Source organism: Herbaspirillum aquaticum (assembly GCF_002213425.1).
Taxonomy (GTDB): Bacteria; Pseudomonadota; Gammaproteobacteria; order Burkholderiales; family Burkholderiaceae_D; genus Herbaspirillum; species Herbaspirillum aquaticum.
The window spans coordinates 179,694-201,250 of the sequence record NZ_NJGV01000011.1 but is presented as its reverse complement, the minus strand read 5'-3'; the positions used below and the strand labels follow the sequence as shown (position 1 = coordinate 201,250).

The following is a 21,557-nucleotide window of genomic DNA, read 5'->3' as shown; positions in this document are numbered from 1 at the left end:
TGCGGGCTCAGACCCCGCGCCACCAGGCGGCGACGTGGCCCCAGAAGCCCTTGGGGCCGGTCTCGAAGAGCCAGGGCTTTTCGCGCTTGAGCTTGTCCATCATGTCCTGCTCGGCCTTCTCCGAGACATTTCCATAGGCGCGCCCGAGTTTCAACAGGGTGCGCAGCGCCCCCAGCTTTTCCCGCGCCACCATGCCCGAGGCATGTTCGATGGCGATATGGGTCTCGCGCAATTCCTGCACCATCGCATGGGCCAGTTGCGAGGCCGGGGTCTTCAGGCGTTCCTGCACCACCGCGATATTGGTGGCGGACGCCTTGATCTGCGAGGCCAGCACGTCGATCTGCGTTTCATCGCCCTTGGCCTGCTTGATGATGGCGCCGGCCCAGGCGCGCGATGCATTGACCAGTTCCTCGGTGCCCCAGTCGTGGCGCACCGCAATCCAGAAACCGTAATTGGCTGCCTGTTCGATGAGGATCTGGACCACGTCCGGGAATTCCTTGTCCATCGCCCGGCGTGCCCACGCATACTGGCCCGAGAGCATCAGGTGCTGCACCGCCTCTTCGGTGAGGAAGTTGGTGTTCTCGGAGACCTTGGCCAGCAGGTAGCTGTCGAAGGAAGGTTTGACGAACCCCGAATCGATCTTGGTCGAGAGCCGCACGAAGTTGTGATAGTCGCGCTCCAGCGAGTCGTAGATATCATCCTTGAGGATGAGTTTGATCTGTTTCATGCGGCTTCCCCTCGGACCGTGTCCGATGTTGTTGTTGCGCCGGCAAGGCCATGCGGCGCGCCGGACTGGTTGTGATGACGCGGTGTCAATGCTGATGCTGCCAGGAAACTTGTTATCGGCAACTGTCGTGCCAAACTTTACGCCGCCCGTGCGGCAGGCACTTCAATAACTGCGCAAGCCATAGCGCTGCCGGGTTTCCCCGTCCGGCAACAATTGGTCGCGATACAGCGCCCAGGCCGGATCGGCCAGGATGGCGGTACTGGTCTTGCAGCCCTGGCAGAGCTGGGCATGCACACCTGCCACCACGGCTTCGAGGCCATTGGGATCTGTCACGTAGAACCAGGATTGCTGCTGGCCCTGGCTGAAGGCGGTGCCAGCGTAAATGCTGCGGGTCTTCTTGCCGATGGCGGCGGCCATCTGGTCGGACAGGGCTTCCAGCCGGTCCTGCTCGGCCAGCGCCGGCAAGCCGTCGGGCGTGCCCGGCGCATAGTTCACCCGCGTGACCACCACATATGGAAACCCGGACAGCGGGAAGCTGCGCCGCAGGCTCATGTCCAGCTTGACCACCTTGAGGCGATCGCCGCGCTGGGCCTGGTAGTTCCACCACTCCGGCTCAGGATCCTGCGCCAGCCCATGGCGCGCCAGCAGGAGCAGCAGGGTCAGGAGCAGGGCGCGTTTCATGGTCGCGTCGCCCGGTCAGCTGGCCAGCAAGGCCAGCAGCGCCAGCAGGGCGGGCAGGCCCTGGATGTAAAGGATGGAGCGTTTGGCGGTAAGTCCGCCGTAGATGCCGGCCACCAGCACGCAACTCACGAAGAAGATTTGCACCGCATGGTCGCCCCTGGCCAGGCTCCAGAACAGCCCGGCGGCGAGGAAACCGTTGTAGAGCCCCTGGTTGGCAGCCAGCACGCGGGTGGCTTCAGCGGCTTCGCGCGACTGGCGGAAGGTCTTCAGGCCCAGCGGCTTGGTCCACAGGAACATCTCCAGGATCAGGATCCAGACATGTTCGAGCGCAACCAGCAGGACCAGGATGGTAGCGAGCGTGTGCAAGGTTTCTCCCTGTTGTCGTTATGCGTTCCTGCCGCGCATTCCCGGCATGGCAGAGTGCACCGGGCGGCGGGCTTTGGCGATCATGCCTGAAATGCGTCCGCGCGCCAATGCCTGGCACACCGCTGCCGCGCTTACTTCGGCTGCAGGAATTTTTCGGCTAGCCGCACCCAGTACGTGGCGCCGATGGGCAGCAGGTCGTCGTTGAAATCGTAGCTCGGGTTGTGCAGGTTGCACGGCCCCAGGCCATGGCCCTGGTCACGGTGGCCACCATCGCCATTGCCGAGGAACACGTAGCAGCCCGGCTTGTGCTGCAGCATGAAGGCGAAGTCCTCCGCGCCCATGGTCGGTTCGGTGCGGGCGTCCACGTGGTCGGCACCGAATTGTTCCGTCAGCACCTCGACGGCGAAGGCGGTTTCCTCCGGATGGTTGATCAACGGCGGATAGTTGCGGTTGAAGCGGAAGTCGACCGTGGCATCGAAGGCGGCGGCGGTGTGCTCGGCGATCTCCTGCATGCGGCGTTCGATGAGGTCCAGCACCGGCAGGCTGAAGGTACGCACGGTACCGACCATCATGGCTTCGTCGGGGAGGACGTTGGTGGCGCTGCCGGTGTGGATCTGGGTGATCGACACCACCGCCGGATCATTCGGGTTGACGTTGCGTGACACGATGCTCTGCCAGGCCTGGGCGATGTGGACCGCCGTCATCACCGGATCGATGGCCTTGTGCGGCTGCGCCGCGTGCGAGCCACGGCCCTTGACGGTGACGTGGAACTCGTTGCTGGAGGCCATCTGCGGACCCGGCGTCACGCCGAAGTGCCCGGCCGGGATGCCGGGCCAGTTGTGCATGCCGAAGACGGCATCCATCGGGTACTTGTCGAACAGGCCATCCTGGATCATGCGCTCGGCGCCACGGCCGCCTTCTTCTGCGGGCTGGAAGATCACGTACACGGTGCCATCGAATTGGCCATGCTGCGCCAGGTAACGGGCCGCCCCCAGCAGCATGGCGGTATGGCCGTCATGGCCGCAGGCGTGCATCTTGCCGGGATGGCGCGAGGCATGGTCGAAGGTATTGATTTCGGACATGGGCAGCGCATCCATGTCGGCGCGCAGGCCGATGGCGCGCGGGCTGTCGCCCTTCTTGATGATGCCGACCACGCCCGTCACGCCCAGGCCGCGCACGACCGGAATCCCCCACTCGGTCAGCTTTTGCGCCACCACGTCGGCGGTGCGCACTTCTTCGTAACACAGCTCGGGATGGGCGTGGATGTCGCGGCGGATCTGCTGGAGTTCGGCGTGGAACTGGACGATGGGGTCGATGAGTTTTATGGGAGTCAGGTGCGCTGGCGTTGGTAACAAGTGTGCCTATCTTACCGCGCCTTGGCGGCACGGGAGCGCCTGTGCAATTTCGTTCAATACAGCGGCCGTGAGCCTGCCTAGCATGCGCATTTTTAACAGGGGCGCCGGGCAGGCGTCGACACACATGATGCTTTCTTCCGAATTCTTCCTGCTGGCGGGCGCGCATCTGCTGGCACTGGCCAGTCCCGGTCCGGATTTCCTCTTGCTGCTGCGGGGCAGCTTGCGCCATGGGCGCGCCTATGGGCTGGCTGCAGCCTTGGGGATTGCGCTGGCCAACGGACTCTACATCGCGCTGGCCATCGGCGGTTTCAGCCTGTTGCAGCGAGCGCCGCTGCTGCTGGCGGCCATGCAGTGGCTGGCGGCGTGCTACCTGGCCTGGCTGGGATGGGTCTTCTGGCGCGCCGGAGCTAACCCGGCCGTCTTGCCCACCGCTGCCCCCTCGTCCGCCAGGGCCGCACCATGGGCTGCACTGGGGACCGGCTTTCTCTCGGCCGCACTCAATCCCAAGAATGGCGTGTTTTACTTCGGCCTGTTCACCGTCATCGTGTCCGCGCAGACCGGTGCGTCGACCAAGTTCTTCTATGGCATCTGGATGTTCGGGGCTGTACTGGCCTGGGATGCGGCGCTGGTGTATTTCATCGCGCAGCAGCGCGTGATGCGCGCGCTCACACGCGCGCTGCCGCTCATTGAGCGGGGCGCGGGCTTGCTGTTGATGCTCGCTGCCGCCGCACTGGTGGCCAGCCGCAGCTAGGCGCGGCGATATTGCAGCGGTGTGGCCGCCACCCGCGACTTGAAGGCGCGATGGAAGTGGCTCTGGTCGGCAAAGCCGGTATCGAGCGCAGCATGAACGGTGCTGGCACCCTGCTGCAGCAGGGTTCGCGCCTGGCGGATCTTCATGTCCAGCTGCAGGGCATGCGGGGTCAGCCCGAAGCGGCGGCGGAACTGGCGGATCACCTGGTAGCGGCTGGTGCCGGCCAGTTCCGCCAGGGTCGCCAGCGAGACGCGGTCGCGGCAATGGGCCAGCAGGAAATCATGGGCACGCTGCAGGCCGTCGTCTTCGGGCGCATCGCCGTGCCGCGCGGGCGCGCAGGCATCGGCGCACGCGCGCATCACGTGCTGCAGGCAACGTATCACTTCGCGCTGCAGGTCCGGGTGGCCATGCTCCAGCGCATGCGTCATGCGGTCCAGCCATTGCAGTGCCTCCGGCGAACGCACGACCTGCGACGGCATGCGCGCCAGCAACCCGCATGTGGCCGGGGTTTGCGCCAGCAGGGCGGCCAGCCAGTTGGTGTCCAGATGGAACATGCGATAGCTCCAGCGCTGCAGGTCGGCCGGATTGCAGCTGTGCACATCGCCGGCCCGCACGAGGATCACGTCGCCAGGGAAAATGGGCTCGCTGCGATCGGCCAACGTAAAGATGCTGTGCCCGGCGTCGACGATGCCGATGGAAAAACTGTCATGCGTATGCGGCGCATAGCAGGACAGGCTGCCGGTGGCGCGACGGCCTTCGAAGAAGGGCAGGGCGGGAGGACGCCAGAAGTGCGGTGAAGGAGGCATGGCAGCACTACGGAAGAGTCGTGACGCGCCATTTTAAGATAAAGTAGCTGCTTGCCTCGCGCGCGCCGAGGGCTTCCGTTTTTTCTTTCCCCGCTTTCCTCTCTGCCATGACCACCACCATCGTCCGTGCCGCCTGTCCCCATGATTGCCCTGATACCTGCGCCCTGCTGGTGACCGTCAAGGACGGCGTCGCCACCGAAGTGCGCGGCGATCCGGCGCACCCGCCCACGGCCGGCGTGCTCTGCACCAAGGTCTCGCGCTATGCCGAGCGCACCTATCATCAGGACCGCCTGCTGCACCCCATGCGCCGCGTGGGCAAGAAGGGCGAGGGCAAGTTCGAACGCATCAGCTGGGACGAGGCCATCTCCACCATCGCGCAGCGCCTCGGCCAGATCGCCCTGCGCGATCCACAAGCCATCCTGCCCTACAGCTATGCCGGGACCATGGGCCAGGTGCAGGGCGAATCGATGGCCGCCCGCTTCTTCAACCGCCTGGGCGCATCGCAGCTGGACCGCACCATCTGTGCCTCCGCCGGTGGCGCCGGCTATCGCTACACCATCGGTGCGCGCATCGGTACCGACCTGGAGCAAGTCGATCACGCCAAGCTCATCATCATCTGGGGCGGCAATCCGATTGCCTCCAACCTGCATTTCTGGACCCGCGTGCAAGCGGCCAAGCGCAACGGCGCGCGCCTGATCGCCATCGATCCGTATCGCTCGCTGACCGCCGAGAAATGCCACCAGCACATCGCGCTCTTGCCCGGTACCGATGCCGCGCTGGCGCTGGGCCTGATGCACGTGCTGATCGCAGAAGACTTGCTGGACCACGACTACATCGCACGCTATACGCTGGGCTTCGAGCAGCTCAAGGAGCGCGTGGCCGAATGGACGCCGGCCCGTACCGCTGAAGTGTGTGGCATCAGTGCGGACGAAGTACGGAACCTGGCACGCGAATACGGCCGCGTCGCACTGGCCGGGGAGGGCGCCTTCATCCGCGCCAATTACGGCCTGCAGCGCGTGCGCGGCGGCGGCATGGCCGCGCGCAACGTGGCTTGCCTGCCGGCGCTGGTCGGTGCTTGGCGTCATGCCTCGGGGGGGATCCAGCTGTCGGTGTCGGACAGCTTCCCCAAGGATACGGCCGCCTTGAGCCGTCCCGACCTGGCCGCGCGTCATGGCAAGCCCAGCCGCGTCATCAACATGAGCACCATTGGCGATGACCTGTTGAAGCCGGCCTCGCCCGACTTCGGTCCCCAGGTGGAGGCGGTGATCGTCTACAACTCCAACCCCGTGGCGGTGGCCCCGGAGTCGGGCAAGGTGGCGCAGGGCTTTGCACGCGAGGATCTGTTCACGGTGGTGCTGGAACATTTCCAGACCGATACCGCCGACTACGCCGATATCCTCCTGCCCGCGACCACGCAGCTGGAGCACATTGACGTGCATGCCTCGTATGGCCACGTCTACATGATGGCCAACAATGCCGCCATCGCCCCGCTGGGCGAGGCCAAACCGAATACCGAGATCTTCCGCCTGCTGGCCGCAGCGATGGGTTTTGAAGAAGACTGCTTCAAGGACAGCGACGATCAGTTGGCCGCCGTGGCCTTCAAGCGCGACGATCCGCGCAGCGCCGGCTACGACTGGGAACAGTTGAAAGAGAAGGGCTGGCAGCGCCTGTCGGTGCCAGTGGCCCCCTTTGCCGAAGGCGGGTTTGCCACGCCCTCGGGGAAGTGCGAGTTCTATTCCGGGCAGATGAAGGCCGCAGGTCTCGATCCTTTGCCGACCTATATCGCGCCCTATGAATCGGTGGCCAGCAATCCGCAGCTGGGCGCGAAATACCCGCTGGCGATGATCTCGCCGCCGGCGCGCAATTTCCTCAATTCCTCCTTCGTCAACGTGCAGAGCCTGCGTGATACGGAGGGCGAACCGCACCTCGACATGCATCCGCAGGACGCCGCCGCGCGCGGCATTGCGCAAGGGGATACGGTACGCATCTTCAATGATCGCGGCAGCATGCAGGCACGCGTGCGCGTGACCGACAAGGCGCGTGTGGGACTGGTGGTGGGCCTGTCGATCTGGTGGAAGAAATTTGCTGCCGATGGCAAGAACGCCAACGAAGTCACCAGCCAGCGCCTGACCGACATGGGCAATGCGCCGACCTTCTATGACGTGCTGGTGCAGGTGGAAAAACTGCAGCAGCCGGTCGTGGCCGCCTGAGCGTTTTCCATGCTGCGCCGTGGCTTGCGTCGCTCTGTGCGCTGGGCACTCACACTGGGCGTGCTGGCAGCGGCGTGGGGGTTGACCGCCTGCTCCACCGTGTCGTATTACGCCCAGGCTGCCCACGGCCAGTTCTCGCTGCTGGCGCAGGCCAAACCGCTGGAGGACTGGCTCGATGACCCGGCCACCTCGCCCGTGCTCAAGGCCAAACTGCAGACGGTGCGCGAGATCCGCCGCTATGCCGTTACCGAACTCGATCTGCCTGACAACGGCAGCTACCGCAGCTACGCGCAACTGGACCGGCCCTTCGTGCTGTGGAACGTGGTGGCCGCACCCGAGCTGTCGTTGAAACCCCGGCAGTGGTGCTTCCCCATTGCCGGCTGCGTGGACTATCGCGGCTACTATCACCTCAATGATGCGCAGGCCTATGCCGAGACCCTCAAGGCCGAAGGGTATGACGTCCAGGTTGCAGGGGTGCCGGCGTATTCCACGCTGGGCTGGTTCAATGATCCGGTGATCTCGACCTTCATCCAGTATCCCGATGGCGAACTGGCGCGGCTGATCTTCCATGAGCTGGCGCACCAGACCGTGTATGCGCCCGGTGATACCTCCTTCAATGAAGGGTTTGCGGTGGCGGTGGAAGAGCTGGGTGTGGAACGCTGGCTGGCGGCGCGCCATGATCCGGCGATGGTCGAGGCCTACCAGCGCTTTGCCGCCCGCAAACGTGAATTCCTGGCCTTGCTGGACAAGTACCGCGCCCAATTGAAGGACAACTACGACAGCGACGCCAGCGATGCCGACAAGCGCCAGCGCAAGGCGGCCATCTTCGATGCCCTGCGTGCTGAATATGCCCGGATCAAGGTCACCCGATGGAATGGCTATGCCGGCTATGACCGCTGGTTCGCCATGCCGCTGTCCAATGCGCACCTCGCCTTGGTTGGGGCGTATCACGACCTGGTCCCCGCCTTCCGCCAATTGTTTGCCCGCAGCAGCGGCTTCCCGGATTTTTATGACAAGGTGCGCGCCCTGGCGCGCATGGACAAGGCGGCACGTCATGCCGCTCTCGGTGACATGCCCTTGACCACGGGCAAGGCTGAGGCAGAAATGTTTCCCGCCTGCACCAATGACCGGCCCAAGGACGGCGACCCGGCGTATCATGCCGGATGAATTTGCGCGCGCGACCGGCGGCCTGGACAAGGTAATGCACGCAGACCGGCCGTGATATCGCCGCCGTTGCCAGCCATTTTGCAAAAAATCTCAAATTTGGGGCGCAAAAAGCTTGCCCCGCAGTCGAATGCTGGATAGCATCTGCGATAAATAAAAAAACACTCGTGCTTTTTTTTGCTGTGCGCGCCAACGCGGTGGCTTTGCATCACCGTCCAGCCCCAGCGCACGTTATGACCGGAGACAGAGGACACACTATGGAAAGATTCTGGCTTGCATCGTATCCCGCAGGCGTTCCCGCTGACATCGATCCCAGCCGCTATCGTTCGCTGGTGCAGATGATCGAAGAGGCTTTCGCCAAGCATGCCGATCGCAACGCTTACGTCTGCATGGGCAAGTATCTCCGCTATGGCGAACTCGATGCCATGTCGCGCGCCATGGGGGCCTGGCTGCAAGGCCTGGGCCTGCAGAAGGGGGCCCGCGTGGCGATCATGATGCCCAACGTGCTGCAATACCCGATTGCCATCGCCGCCATCCTGCGTGCCGGCTACACGGTGGTCAACGTCAATCCGCTCTACACCGCCCGCGAGCTGGAACACCAATTGAAGGATTCCGGTGCCGAAGCCATCTTCGTGCTGGAGAACTTTGCCTGCACGCTGCAGAAGGTGGTGGCCCATACGCAGGTCAAGCACATCGTGGTGGCCAGCATGGGTGAGCTGCTCGGCACCCTCAAGGGGGCCATCGTCAACCTGGTGGTGCGGCACGTCAAGAAGATGGTGCCGGCCTGGTCGCTGCCCAATGCGATCTCCTTCAGCCGCGCGCTGTCGCAGGGCGAGGGCAAGACCCTGCAGAAGGTGGCGCTCACGCCCGATGATGTGGCCTTCCTGCAATACACCGGCGGTACCACGGGCGTAGCCAAGGGCGCCGTGCTGACCCATCGCAACCTGATCGCCAACGTGCTGCAGGCCGAAGAATGGCTGACCCCGGCGCTGAAGTCCGGCAAGCCCATCGACCAATTGGTGTTCGTCTGCGCGCTGCCGCTGTATCACATCTTTGCGCTCACCGTCTGCAACCTGCTGGGCACGCGTGAAGGCGCGCTGAACCTGCTGATCCCGAACCCGCGCGACATTCCCGGTTTCGTCAAGGAGTTGGCCAAGTACAAGGTCAATACCTTCCCGGCGGTCAATACGCTTTACAACGCGCTGCTCAACAATGTCGACTTTGCCAAGCTGGATTTCTCCGGCTATCGCTGCTGCGTGGGTGGCGGCATGGCGGTGCAGAAGAGCGTGGCCGACAAGTGGAAGAAGCTGACCGGCTGCCCCATCATCGAAGGTTACGGTTTGTCCGAAACGTCGCCGATCGCCAGCGCGAACCCCTGCACCATCGATGAATACACCGGCACCATCGGCCTGCCGCTGCCGTCCACCGAAATCGTCATCCTCGATGATGATGGCCATCCGGTGCCGCTGGGCCAGCCCGGCGAAATCGCCATTCGTGGTCCGCAGGTGATGCCGGGTTACTGGCAGCGTCCGGATGAGACGGCCAAGGTCATGACGCCGGATGGTTTCTTCAAGACCGGTGACATCGGTGTGATGGATGCGCAGGGCTACACCAAGATCGTGGACCGCAAGAAGGACATGATCCTGGTCTCCGGCTTCAACGTCTATCCGAATGAAATCGAAGGCGTGGTGGCGCAGCATCCGGCGGTGCTGGAGTGCGCCTGCGTGGGTGTGCCCGATGAACACACCGGCGAAGCGGTCAAGCTCTTTGTGGTTCGCAAGGACAAGTCGCTGACCAGCGAGCAATTGATGGCTTATTGCAAGGAGCAGTTCACCGGCTACAAGAAGCCCAAGTACATCGAGTTCCGGGATGAACTGCCCAAGACCAACGTGGGCAAGATCCTGCGCCGCGAGTTGCGGGATGATCCTGCGAAGGCGGCGCAGAAGCAGGCGGCGTGATGCAAGTGCTGCCGTAATCTGATTCCCTGAAGTTCGTCAGTCAGTTTTCTGCATCAAGGCCTGAGTCCGGTATTGCACCGGACTCAGGCCTTTTCAGTTTGGGCTCACAGGACATGGCTGGTGGTGAGTCGTCATTGTCCCGACGCTGGTACATCCGCGATCGCATCTCGATCAGGGAAATCTCCCGCCGGCTGGACATCTCTCGAAACACGGGTCATCGCTATACCCGATCCGGAGCGATCGAGCCCTCCTACCCTTCAAGGCAATCATCCAGTGCCCTAGATGAATTCGCGCCTCGACTTTCAGCCTGACTCAGCGCAGAGGTGGTCAAATCGTGCAAGCAGAGACGAACCCTGAAACAGATGTTCCTGGACTTACGAGGGCTGGGATATGAAGGGTCTTATGACCGCGTGGCAGGCTTCGGGAGGCAATGGAAGGTGGGGCAAATGGAGGGGGCAATTCTGCAAGCAAATCAGCAGGCCACTGTGCACCTGACGCTGCTCCGCATGTTCGGCGAGCCGACATTCCCATTCTCGCGGATCGACATTGAAGAGTGGCTTGACGAGGCAGACACGCAGTAGTGATAGCACACCCCAAGTCATCACCCAAGTACGGAATGACTCAGGACAAGACTCCTTGGACTGAAACCGCCCTCCCTGAACGCATCAGCAAAAAGCCGCTGCCCGTGAACTACTCCTCCTCCGGCAGCGGCTTTCCCCCTGTATGCAGCTTCAATCAGGTACCGGCGTCACCACCGGCTTGCCCGAGAAATGCGCCTGCAAATTGGTGAACGCCAGTTCCGCCATGGCCGTCCTGGTCACCAGCGTGCCGCTGGCCATGTGCGGCGTCAGCACCACGTTCTCCAGCGCGGCCAGTTCGGCCGGAATGTTCGGCTCGTTCTCGAACACGTCCAGCCCCGCACCGGCAATCGTCCCAGCCTGCAGCGCCGCAATGAGCGCCTTTTCATCCACCACCGAACCGCGCGCCACGTTGATGAGGAAGCCCTTGGGCCCCAGCGCCTCCAGGACCTCGGCATTGACCAGCGCCCGCGTCCCCGCGCCACCCGGCGTGATCATCACCAGGAAATCGACTTCGCGCGCCAGCGAGACGATGTCTTCCACATAGGTGTAAGGCACATCCTTGCGCGAACGGTTGTGATACGCAATCTGCATGTCGAACGCCGCCGCGCGCTGCGCAATGGCTTGCCCGATGCGGCCCAGGCCGACGATGCCCAGGCGCGCGCCGCTGACCTTGGTGGTGAAGGGGAAGGGGCCCTTCTTCCATTCGCCGCTGCGGGCAAAGCGGTCGGCCCGCACCACGTTGCGTGCCACGGCCAGCATCAGGGCAATGGCCATGTCGGCCACATCCTCGGTGAGCACGTCAGGCGTGTGGGTCACATGGATGCCGCGCTCGCGGGCAGCCGGTACATCCACGCCGTCATAGCCGACCCCGAACACCGAGACAATCTCCAGCGCCGGGAAGCGCGCCATGAATTCGCGCCCGACCTTGGCTTCGCCATTGGCGGCAATGCCGCGCACCTGTGGCGCGATGGCAGCCAGCGCTTCATCGGTGAGCGGATCGAGGATGAGGTTGTGGCAGGTGAAGTTCTGCAGCAGCAAGTCCAGCAGGTGCTGCGGCAGGCGCGCGACGATGAGGACGACAGGGCGGTTGGGGGATGTCATGGGCAGTATGAAGAGGAAGAGTATGAGGAACACAGTAAGGGAGGCATAACGTTACGTCTGTGCCGCACCCTGCGGGCTGAAAAATTTTCAAGCCCGCAGGCGGGGAAGGGCGGCGCTCAGATCGCCGGGCTGGCCCCCGCTTCGCGTACCGGATCCAGCGGCGGCAGTGGGCGCGGCTTGCGGTTTTCATCGGTGGCCACGTAGGTGAGGGTGGCTTCGGTCACCTTGACGATCTCGGTCTGCAGGCGATTGCGCTCTGCATACACTTCGACGTTGACCGTGATGGAAGTATTGCCGACCTTGACGATATCGGCATAGAAAGACAGCAGGTCCCCCACGAACACTGGATTCTTGAACAGGAAGGAATTGACCGCAATGGTCGCCACCCGCCCGTTGGCGCGGCGCGTGGCCGGCAGCGAGCCGGCGATGTCGACCTGGGCCATGATCCAGCCGCCGAAGACGTCGCCATACACATTGGCATCCGACGGCATGGGCATGACGCGCAGCTGCGGCGCCTTGCCCGGCGGAAGTTGGGAAACGGTGGATGACATGGAAGGCTCCTTTGCAGGTGATGTCCGGCGGCGCGCCGGGATGGCTCTTATAATTCGGGTTTGCGGGTGTGCGGCTGTGCGCCCGCAGGCGCGGCAACAGCCTAGTGTATCGGATGTTGCCCTCCTGCTGGTTTGCCGTGCCCGCCCCCTTTCAACCTGACCCGCCCATGCGCCGCTACCCCAATTCCGCCTCCTCACCGCAAGCCCCCATCAAACGCCAGCGCGGCGACTGGGAAGTCGTGCGCACCCTGCTACCCTACCTGTGGACCTACAAATGGCGCGTGATGCTGGCGCTGGCCTTCTTGGTCGGGGCCAAGCTGGCCAACGTGGGCGTGCCGCTGGTGTTGAAGAAGCTGGTCGATGCCATGACGATTACGCCGACCCATCCGCAAGCACTGCTGGTGCTGCCGCTGGGCCTGCTGGTGGCCTACGGCGCGCTGCGGCTGGCCACGGCGCTCTTCACCGAATTGCGCGAACTGATGTTTGCCCGCGTCACGCAGCGGGCGGTGCGGACCATCGCGCTGCAGGTCTTCCGTCATCTGCATGCGCTGTCGCTGCGCTTCCACCTGAACCGCCAGACCGGCGGCATGACGCGCGACATCGAACGCGGTACGCGCGGGGTCTCCACGCTGGTCTCCTATACGCTCTTCTCGATCCTGCCGACCATCATCGAGATCGTGCTGGTGCTGGCCTACCTGAGCACGCATTACGACATCTGGTTCTCGCTCATCACGGCCGGCGCGCTGGTGCTCTACATCCTCTTCACCATCACGGTCACCGAGTGGCGCACGCATTTCCGCCGCACCATGAACGAACTGGATTCGCACGCCAATACGCGCGCCATCGATTCGCTGCTCAACTACGAGACGGTGAAGTATTTCGGTAACGAGGAATTCGAAGCGCGCCGCTATGACGAAGGCCTGCAGCGCTATGAACGCGCGGCCGTCAAATCGCAGAGTTCGCTGTCGCTGCTCAACACCGGACAATCCGCCATCATCGCCATTGCCGTCACGCTCATCCTGTGGCGCGCCATCGCGGGCGTCATCGATGGCAGCATGACGCTGGGCGACATGGTGCTGGTCAATGCCTTCATGATCCAGCTCTACATCCCGCTCAATTTCCTGGGGGTGCTCTATCGTGAAATCAAGCAGAGCCTGGCCGATATGGAACGCCTGTTCTCGCTGCTGGAAGAGAACCGCGAAGTGGCCGACCGGCCCGGTGCCCAGCCCTTGAAGACGCAGGGCGCGGAGCTGCATTTCGAGCACGTGGACTTCAGCTACGAACGCAATCGCCAGATCCTCTTCGATGTCGATTTCAAGGTGCAGGCCGGCACCACCACGGCCGTGGTCGGCCACAGCGGCTCGGGCAAGTCGACGCTCTCGCGCCTGCTGTATCGCTTCTATGATGTCGACCAGGGCGCCATCCGCATCGATGGCCAGGACCTGCGCAACGTCACGCAAGCCTCGCTGCGCCAGGCCATCGGCATCGTGCCGCAGGATACGGTGCTCTTCAACGACACCATCGAATACAACATCGCCTACGGCAAGCCGGGCGCCACGCGCGAGCAGATCGTGGCAGCGGCCAAGGCGGCCTACATCCACGACTTCATCGAATCGCTGCCGGAAGGCTATGCCAGCATGGTCGGCGAGCGTGGACTGAAATTGTCGGGCGGTGAAAAGCAGCGTGTGGCCATCGCCCGCACCCTGCTCAAGGATCCGGCCATCCTCATCTTCGACGAAGCCACCTCGGCCCTCGATTCGCGTGCGGAGCAGGCCATCCAGCAGCAGCTGGAAGAGATCGCGCGCGAGCGCACCACGCTGGTCATTGCGCATCGCCTGTCCACCATCGTCAATGCGCAGCAGATCCTGGTGATGGATCACGGCCGCATCGTCGAACGCGGGACCCACGCCGGACTGCTCATGGCCAATGGCCTGTATGCACAGATGTGGCTGCGCCAGCAGGCTGGCGCGGAAGAGGAGGGCGCATCGGCGCTGCCGCAGCCGGGGGGCGTGGTGCCGGCAGCCGAGCCCGGTGCCGAACCCACGGTCCTGATGCCGGCCGAACGACGCTGATGCTTGAGCCCGCGCGCGCTGCTTGCGCCGGCGCGGGCACAGCGGCACAATTCGCGCATTCGACCTAGAACGGGAAGTGGGCGGGCAATGGAAAGCAAATGGCTTGAGGATTTCGTCTCCCTGGCGGAAACGCGCAGTTTCAGTCGCTCGGCGGAGTTGCGGCATGTGACGCAACCGGCCTTTTCGCGGCGCATCCAGTCGCTGGAGGCCTGGCTGGGGACCGACCTGATCGACCGCACCTCCTACCCCACGCGCCTGACCGCCGCCGGCGAAGTCTTCTACGAACAGGCCGTGGCCATGCTGGGCCAGATCAACAACACGCGGGCGCTGCTGCGCGGCAAGCGCCCCACGGCGCAGACCACCATCGACTTCGCCGTCCCCCATACGCTCTCGCTGACCTACATGCCCAAGTGGTTGAGCGCCCTGGAGTCCGGCTTCGGCTCCATCAACACGCGCCTGATCGCCTTGAACGTCCACGACGCCGTGATGACCATCGTCGAGGGCGGCTGCGATCTGCTGCTGTGCTATCACCATCCGCGCCAGCCGGTGCAGCTCGATGCCAGCCGCTACGACATGCTCACCATGGGCACCGAAACCCTGCGCCCGTATTCGCGCTGCGACCGCAACGGCAAGCCGGACTACGTCTTTCCGGGCAGCGCCAAGGCCCCCGTGCCGTTCCTCTCGTACACCAGCAATGCCTACCTGGGCCGCATGGTGGAGCTGATGATGGCCGATACCAAGCGCCCGCTGCACCTGATGAAGCACTACGAGACCGACATGTCGGAAAGCCTCAAGATGATGGCGCTGGAGGGCCATGGGGTGGCCTTCCTGCCGGAGTCCTCGGTGCTGCGCGAAGTGCGCAACCGCCAGCTGGCGCGCACCGACGGGCCTACCGGGGAGTGGGAAGTCGAAATGGAAATCCGCCTCTATCGCGAGCGTCCGACCGCCCAGCGCACCGGCAAGGCACTGGTGGCGCGGCTCTGGGAATACCTGGTGGAGCTGGATGCGCAGCGGCAAGAAAGGGCCGAGCGCAACGAACGCGGGGAGCGTCCCAAGACGCCTGGCGGAAAAAGTCCGCGAACTGCTGAAAAACGCGATTCCTGATCAAAAATTAACAGGTGAAAATGTCGCAATCCCTTATCCATCAAGGGATTTGCAAGGTTATGCATGCCTTGCATAATTGCATGCTCACAAAGCATTAGCCTTGTTTTGAGCGGCTGGCTACGATGGCGGCGCTGAATCGGACAGGCACGAATTTCCAGCAGGCGCACCCCGCGCCGCGCTGGCGGGCGCGCCTCCGTCGCCGCCTTCTTGCGCGCCTTGTGGTGCGGCTTGCAGGCCGCTGCCGACGGAGTAACATGCTTGGCGGACTTTCGGAATTTGCAGGCCTTTTGTCTTTGAACAGCACGGCTATCCAAAGGAGCGATTGCATCATGTCGAACGTACCTAATCACGAAGTGCCATCCTATCTCGTCCCGCACGGCATCGGTCCGTGGGGCGTCTATCTCGAACAGATCGACCGCGTCACGCCCCACCTGGGCTCGCTGGCACGCTGGGTGGAGACCTTGAAGCGTCCCAAGCGCATCCTGGTGGTCGACGTGCCCATCGAGCGCGACGACGGCACCATTGCCCACTTCGAGGGCTATCGCGTGCAGCACAATACCTCGCGCGGTCCCGGCAAGGGCGGCGTGCGTTTCCACCAGGATGTGACGCTGTCCGAAGTGATGGCCCTGTCGGCCTGGATGACCATCAAGAATGCGGCCGTCAACGTCCCCTATGGCGGTGCCAAGGGCGGTATCCGTGTCGATCCCAAGACGCTCTCCCGTGGTGAACTGCAGCGCATGACGCGCCGCTACACCAGCGAGATCGGCATCATCATCGGTCCCAACAAGGACATCCCGGCGCCGGACGTGAACACCGATTCGCAGATCATGGCCTGGATGATGGATACCTATTCCATGAACCAGGGCAGCACGTCTTCGGGCGTGGTCACCGGCAAGCCGATCTCGCTGGGCGGCAGCCTGGGCCGCCATGAAGCCACCGGTCGCGGCGTCTTCGTGGTCGGTTGCGAAGCCGCTGCCAAGCGCGGCATGGACATCAAGGATGCCAAGGTTGCCGTGCAAGGTTTCGGCAACGTCGGCGGCATCGCTGCGCGCCTGTTCGCTGAAGCCGGTTCCAAGGTGGTGGCGGTGCAGGACCACGTGACCACCGTCTTCAATGCCGGCGGCCTGGACGTTCCTGCACTGCAGGCGTACGTGGCCAAGCATGGCAGCGTGAAGGGCTTCGAAGGTGCGGATGAAATTACCGACCGCGCCCAATTCTGGTCGGTCGACTGCGACATTCTGGTGCCTGCCGCACTGGAACAGCAGATCACCGAAGCCAACGCCAATCACATCAAGGCCAAGATCATCCTGGAAGGCGCCAACGGCCCGACCACCCCGGCGGCCGACGACATCCTGCGCGACAAGGGCGTGCTGATCGTGCCGGACGTGATCGCCAATGCCGGCGGCGTGACGGTGAGCTACTTCGAATGGGTGCAGGACTTCTCCAGCTTCTTCTGGACCGAAGACGAAATCAACCTGCGCCTGACCCGCATCATGCGCGAAGCCTTCGCCGCCGTCTGGCAGCTGGCCGAAGAGAAGAACGTGTCGCTGCGTACCGCGGCCTTCATCGTGGCGTGTACCCGCGTGCTGCAGGCGCGCGAAATGCGCGGCCTGTATCCGTGATGCAGTGATGCAGTAAAAGACCGGTCCGGCGAGCACCGGACCACCCACGGCCAAAGACGGCGGCGCATTGCGCCACAGATCGTCGGTCGCATGATTCCAGAGCACTCTGGTTCGGAGGAGACGTGGTTGCTGTGCGCATGCGCACCGCAGGCCAACCAGCCTTGCGGCGCAAGATCTTCAGTGACGGACCCGGCATGACCATGCCGGGCGCTGCCGCATGTGCGCACGATTCGGCACGGGCCGCTGTGGCTTGCCATCCCGATGTCGTGCACGTAATGGGGCGGCGCGCGCTTGGCACATGGCTTCATGCGTGCCGCACTCGCATTGGCCGCCCTGGCGCTGGTATCCCTTCCTCCCTGCACTTTCCTGCACATCGCCCCGCAAGCGGCGTCCACACTGGCTCTCGGCCGGTGCTTCCTGATTCTTTCCGTTCCCCGGTTTCCCCTGTCACGATGCTGCCTTCCGCTGCACGCGTATGCGCTCGCGTGCAGCGTGCGGCGGGTTTTTCTGGCATGGATATTGCTGAACGGAATGGGGTTGCTGCCGTGCTGCCGAGGTCCGCGCCAGCGCTTCCTGCGAGGTGCGAAGTGCTCCTCATCGGGTCGGATCGTGGTACTGGCGCCATGAGGGTTTTTGCGGATTGCCAGCCCGGGCGGCATATGTCGTACAATGCGCCCGCCGACAGTTGCGCTTGGGTAATTTGCCAGTGTGTGCTCCACCGAGGGGGTGGTCATCGCCACAGATCGCCAGTGGTGGAGCAAACAATGCTGGCAAAGAACTGTGTTAGCACACAGAATAGGCGACACGGCAGAAAACAATAACAGGCTCGTCAATACGGCCGGCCAGCCCGGTAGGGGCAGCGCGCAAGCGGATTCGCTACCAGGCCATTTGAACCGTTACGTAAAAAATTTTTCCAGGAGGTCACACAATGAAGTTATTGAAGCTAGCAGGGGTTTTGGTTGGGGCAAGCGTACTGATGAGCTCGGTGCATGCTGAGGAATTCACCGGCCGTCTGAAGAAGATCAAGGACTCGGGCACCCTGACGCTGGGCGTGCGCGATTCGTCGATTCCCTTCTCCTATCTGGACGACAAGCAGTCCTACCAGGGCTACTCGATCGACCTGTGCCTGAAGGCCGCGACCGCGATCCAGAAGAAGCTGGGCCTGACCTCGCTGAACATCAAGATGGTTCCGGTGACCTCGGCTACCCGCATCCCGCTGATCGCCAACGGTACCACTGACATTTCCTGCGACTCCGCGACCAACAACCAGGAACGCTGGAACCAGGTGGCCTTCTCGGTGACCGAGTTCGTGACCGCCAACAAGTTCCTGTCCAAGAAGGCAGCCAACCTGAAGACGCTGGACGACCTGAAGGGCAAGACCGTCGTCTCGACCTCCGGTACTTCCAACCTGAAGCAGATCACCGCGCTGAACGCCGAACGCAACCTGGGCATGAACATCCTGGCTGCCAAGGACCACGCCGAAGCCTTCCTGATGGTGGAAACCGGCCGTGCCGCCGCATTCGTGATGGACGACATCCTGCTGTCCTCGCTGGCCGCCAACTCCAAGGCACCGGCTGACTACCAGGTTTCCTCGGAAGCCCTGTCGGTCGAGCCGTACGGCCTGATCCTGCCGAAGGGCGACAACGACTTCAAGAAGGTCGTCGACGATGCCCTGACCGTGGTCTACAAGGGTGACGACATCAAGAAGATCTACGCGAAGTGGTTCCAGTCGCCGATCCCGCCCAAGGGTGTCAACCTGAACGTGCCGATGAGCCCGCAGCTGCAAGCCGTCCTGGCCAAGCCGACCGACTCCTACGATCCGGCTGCCTACGCTGCCGTGCCGGAAGCGCAGAAGAACCTGGGCAAGAAGAAGTAAAAAGCGCATTGCTTCGTGCAATCGAACAAAACGGGGGCCTGTCCCCCGTTTTGTTTAGCCGGGACCGTCCCGCTTGCCTTGCGGCAAGGCGCGGAAAGAGCCGGCGCTGACCAGACAAGAAGCGGCGCGGCATTTGCCTGGTGACCGCGCCCGAGAACACAGACTTCGAACACAGACGAGGCCATTTATGCATTACAACTGGAATTGGGGAATCTTCTGGGAGATGTCTCCCGATGGCATCCCCTACATCGACACGCTGCTGGCGGGCCTGAAATGGACCCTGGCCACAGCCGCCTGCGCCTGGATCATGGCACTGATCCTGGGCACCATCTTCGGTACCCTGCGTACCACCACCAAACCTTGGGTGGTGCGCATTGCCAACGGCTACGTGGAACTGTTCCGCAACATTCCGCTGCTGGTCCAGATGTTCCTGTGGTATTTCGTGATGCCGGAGCTGCTGCCCGGCGCCATCGGTGACTGGATCAAGAGCCTGCCGGATGCGTCCTTCGTGACGGCGACCCTGGCCCTGGGTTTCTTCACCTCTTCGCGTGTGGCCGTGCAGGTGACCACCGGCATCCAGGCGCTGCCGCGCGGCCAGCGCATGGCCGGTGCCGCCCTGGGCCTGACCCCGGTGCAGACTTACCGCTACGTGCTGCTGCCGATGGCCTTCCGCATCATCATCCCGGCACTGACCAACGAGTTCGCCGCCATCATCAAAAACAGCTCGGTGGCCCTGACCATCGGCCTGGTCGAGCTGACCGCCGCGACCTACTCGATGCGTGAATTCACCTTCCAGACCTTCGAGGCCCTGACCGGTGCCACCATCATCTACCTGATCATTTCCGTGATCGCGCTGTTCATGGCGCGCCTGCTGGAAAAGATTACGGCCGTTCCGGGCTACATCACCGGCGGCAGCACCAGCGCAGGAGGGCATTGATCCATGTTCAGCAATTTCGATTTCGACGTCATCCAGCGCTCGTGGGTCTACCTCTTCACGACGGGCCTGAAGTTCACGCTCATCCTGACCTTCTCGGCCATGCTGGGCGGGATCATCCTGGGCACGCTGCTGGCCATGATGCGCCTGTCGTCCAACAAGCCGCTGTCGTTCATCGCGACCACCTACGTCAACCTGATCCGCTCCATTCCGCTGGTGCTGGTGATCTTCTGGTTCTACTTCCTGGTGCCCTTCATCGGCGCCTGGATCATCGGTGCCTCCGAACCCATCCAGGTCGGTGCGTTCCAGTCGGCCCTGATCACCTTCATCCTGTTCGAAGCCGCCTACTATTGCGAGATCATGCGCTCGGGCATCCAGTCCATCCCGCGTGGCCAGGTGTTTGCCGGCTATGCGATCGGCATGAACTACTGGCAGATGATGGGCAACGTGGTGCTGCCGCAGGCCTTCCGCAACATGACCCCGATCCTGCTGACGCAGACCATCGTGCTGTTCCAGGACGTCTCGCTGGTCTACGTGCTGGGCTCGGTGCCGGACTTCGTCACCAGCGCTTCCAAGATCGCGCAGCGTGACGGCCGCCTGGTGGAAATGTATCTCTTTGTGGCCGTGGTGTATTTCGTGCTGAGCTTTGGCCTGTCGACCCTGGTCAAGCGCTTCCAGAAGAAGATTGCCATCATCCGCTAAATGTCTTTGACGGCCGCCGCCCGCGCTCTGCAGCGCCAGGCTGGCGGCCAGTGAATCCAGAATTCAGAAATCCAGGAGAATCCAAATGATCGAACTCAACAATGTCAGCAAGTGGTACGGCAGCTTCCAGGTCCTGACCGACTGCTCGACCTCCGTCAAGAAGGGCGACGTGGTGGTGGTGTGCGGCCCGTCCGGCTCCGGCAAGTCCACGCTGATCAAGACCGTCAACGGCCTGGAGCCGTTCCAGAAGGGCACCATCACCGTCGATGGCGTCTCCGTCGGTGACCCCAAGACCAACCTGTCCAAGCTGCGCGCGCGCATCGGCATGGTGTTCCAGAACTTCGAGCTGTTCCCGCACCTCTCCATCCGCGAGAACCTGACCATCGGCCAGATCAAGGTGCTGGGCCGTTCCAAGGAAGAGGCCACCGAAAAGGGCCTGAAGTACCTGGACCGCGTGGGCCTCTTGGCGCACAAGGACAAGTTCCCCGGCCAGCTCTCCGGCGGCCAGCAGCAGCGCGTGGCCATTGCCCGCGCACTGTCGATGGACCCGATCGCCATGCTGTTCGATGAACCGACCTCGGCGCTGGATCCGGAAATGATCAATGAAGTGCTCGACGTCATGGTGGGCCTGGCCCAGGAAGGCATGACCATGATGGTCGTGACCCACGAAATGGGCTTTGCCCGCAAGGTCGCCAACCGCGTGGTGTTCATGGACAAGGGCCTGGTCGTGGAAGACTGCGCCAAGGACGAGTTCTTCGCGCAGCCGCGCTCGGAACGCGCGCGCGACTTCCTGGCCAAGATCATCACCCACTGATCGCGCTGGTTCGTATCGCAGCAAGGGCTGCCCCGGCAACGGGGCGGCCCTTGTCGTTTGTGCCAGGTCAAAAGCGGGTCAGGCCTTGCGTCCCGGGGTGCTTGACGGCTACGGTAGAATGTCGCCCTTGAAGACATCGCGGCTGGCTCTCCACAGCCCGCATCGGCCGGGATGCCTTGCCT

At 63.2% G+C, this 21,557-nt stretch carries 18 protein-coding genes; 11 read left to right on the top strand and 7 right to left on the bottom strand.

Going from position 1 to position 21,557, the window contains the following annotated elements; genetic code table 11:
• Positions 1-7: 7 nt before the first annotated feature.
• The 4 genes from CEJ45_RS14215 to CEJ45_RS14200 form a co-directional block, all read right to left on the bottom strand.
• Entirely contained in the window at positions 8-727 is a 720-nt protein-coding gene (locus CEJ45_RS14215; RefSeq protein WP_088755731.1) for a DUF4088 domain-containing protein, read from the bottom strand.
• A 162-nt stretch (positions 728-889) separates the two neighbouring features.
• Positions 890-1,408, bottom strand: a complete 519-nt coding sequence (locus tag CEJ45_RS14210; protein WP_088755730.1) for a DUF695 domain-containing protein — start codon at positions 1,406-1,408, stop codon at positions 890-892.
• Positions 1,409-1,423: 15 nt separating this feature from the next.
• Positions 1,424-1,774 carry a DUF1304 domain-containing protein gene (locus CEJ45_RS14205; RefSeq protein ID WP_088755729.1) on the bottom strand — a complete coding sequence of 117 codons (351 nt, stop codon included), beginning with the start codon at positions 1,772-1,774 and terminating at the stop codon, positions 1,424-1,426.
• A 131-nt stretch (positions 1,775-1,905) separates the two neighbouring features.
• On the bottom strand, positions 1,906-3,099 hold the full coding sequence (locus tag CEJ45_RS14200; RefSeq protein WP_088755756.1) for a M20 aminoacylase family protein: 1,194 nt from the start codon (positions 3,097-3,099) through the stop codon (positions 1,906-1,908).
• A gap of 157 nt (positions 3,100-3,256) precedes the next feature.
• Between CEJ45_RS14200 and CEJ45_RS14195 the strand changes: the two genes are divergently transcribed.
• Positions 3,257-3,880: a LysE family translocator gene (locus tag CEJ45_RS14195; protein ID WP_088755755.1), complete on the top strand. Its 624-nt coding sequence runs from the start codon at positions 3,257-3,259 to the stop codon at positions 3,878-3,880.
• Here the strand turns inward: CEJ45_RS14195 and CEJ45_RS14190 are convergent.
• Positions 3,877-4,686 (bottom strand): AraC family transcriptional regulator, encoded by an 810-nt coding sequence (locus tag CEJ45_RS14190; RefSeq protein ID WP_088755728.1) that lies wholly within the window; start codon positions 4,684-4,686, stop codon positions 3,877-3,879. The genes CEJ45_RS14195 and CEJ45_RS14190 overlap by 4 nt on opposite strands.
• A gap of 107 nt (positions 4,687-4,793) precedes the next feature.
• Between CEJ45_RS14190 and CEJ45_RS14185 the strand changes: the two genes are divergently transcribed.
• The 3 genes from CEJ45_RS14185 (at position 4,794) to CEJ45_RS14175 (ending at position 10,018) form a co-directional block, all read left to right on the top strand.
• Positions 4,794-6,896 (top strand): molybdopterin-containing oxidoreductase family protein, encoded by a 2,103-nt coding sequence (locus tag CEJ45_RS14185; RefSeq protein WP_088755727.1) that lies wholly within the window; start codon positions 4,794-4,796, stop codon positions 6,894-6,896.
• Positions 6,897-6,905: 9 nt separating this feature from the next.
• Positions 6,906-8,063 (top strand): aminopeptidase, encoded by a 1,158-nt coding sequence (locus CEJ45_RS14180; protein WP_088755726.1) that lies wholly within the window; start codon positions 6,906-6,908, stop codon positions 8,061-8,063.
• 254 nt (positions 8,064-8,317) lie between these two features.
• On the top strand, positions 8,318-10,018 hold the full coding sequence (locus CEJ45_RS14175) for a long-chain fatty acid--CoA ligase (protein WP_088755725.1): 1,701 nt from the start codon (positions 8,318-8,320) through the stop codon (positions 10,016-10,018).
• Between the two features lie 731 nt (positions 10,019-10,749).
• Here CEJ45_RS14175 and CEJ45_RS14165 read toward each other — a convergent pair.
• Together CEJ45_RS14165 and CEJ45_RS14160 are read right to left on the bottom strand one after the other, a co-directional pair.
• Entirely contained in the window at positions 10,750-11,700 is a 951-nt protein-coding gene (locus tag CEJ45_RS14165; RefSeq protein WP_088755723.1) for a 2-hydroxyacid dehydrogenase, read from the bottom strand.
• A 116-nt stretch (positions 11,701-11,816) separates the two neighbouring features.
• Positions 11,817-12,251 carry an acyl-CoA thioesterase gene (locus CEJ45_RS14160; RefSeq protein ID WP_008331921.1) on the bottom strand — a complete coding sequence of 145 codons (435 nt, stop codon included), beginning with the start codon at positions 12,249-12,251 and terminating at the stop codon, positions 11,817-11,819.
• Between the two features lie 167 nt (positions 12,252-12,418).
• On the opposite strand from CEJ45_RS14160, the gene CEJ45_RS14155 reads away from it, so the two are divergent.
• From CEJ45_RS14155 to CEJ45_RS14125, 7 genes are all read left to right on the top strand, one after another.
• A complete protein-coding gene (locus CEJ45_RS14155) occupies positions 12,419-14,323 on the top strand; it encodes an ABCB family ABC transporter ATP-binding protein/permease (RefSeq protein WP_088755722.1) in 1,905 nt (634 codons plus the stop codon).
• Positions 14,324-14,410: 87 nt separating this feature from the next.
• Positions 14,411-15,427, top strand: a complete 1,017-nt coding sequence (locus CEJ45_RS14150) for a LysR family transcriptional regulator (protein ID WP_088755721.1) — start codon at positions 14,411-14,413, stop codon at positions 15,425-15,427.
• 329 nt (positions 15,428-15,756) lie between these two features.
• On the top strand, positions 15,757-17,049 hold the full coding sequence (locus tag CEJ45_RS14145) for a Glu/Leu/Phe/Val family dehydrogenase (RefSeq protein ID WP_039786889.1): 1,293 nt from the start codon (positions 15,757-15,759) through the stop codon (positions 17,047-17,049).
• 928 nt (positions 17,050-17,977) lie between these two features.
• A complete protein-coding gene (locus CEJ45_RS14140; protein ID WP_088755720.1) occupies positions 17,978-18,925 on the top strand; it encodes an amino acid ABC transporter substrate-binding protein in 948 nt (315 codons plus the stop codon).
• A gap of 187 nt (positions 18,926-19,112) precedes the next feature.
• The gene (locus tag CEJ45_RS14135; protein ID WP_088755719.1) at positions 19,113-19,862 is read left to right on the top strand and encodes an amino acid ABC transporter permease; all 750 of its coding nucleotides are present in this window, start codon (positions 19,113-19,115) and stop codon (positions 19,860-19,862) included.
• Positions 19,863-19,865: 3 nt separating this feature from the next.
• Positions 19,866-20,561: an amino acid ABC transporter permease gene (locus CEJ45_RS14130; protein WP_006461962.1), complete on the top strand. Its 696-nt coding sequence runs from the start codon at positions 19,866-19,868 to the stop codon at positions 20,559-20,561.
• Positions 20,562-20,646: 85 nt separating this feature from the next.
• Positions 20,647-21,375, top strand: a complete 729-nt coding sequence (locus tag CEJ45_RS14125; RefSeq protein ID WP_006461963.1) for an amino acid ABC transporter ATP-binding protein — start codon at positions 20,647-20,649, stop codon at positions 21,373-21,375.
• Positions 21,376-21,557: the final 182 nt, after the last annotated feature.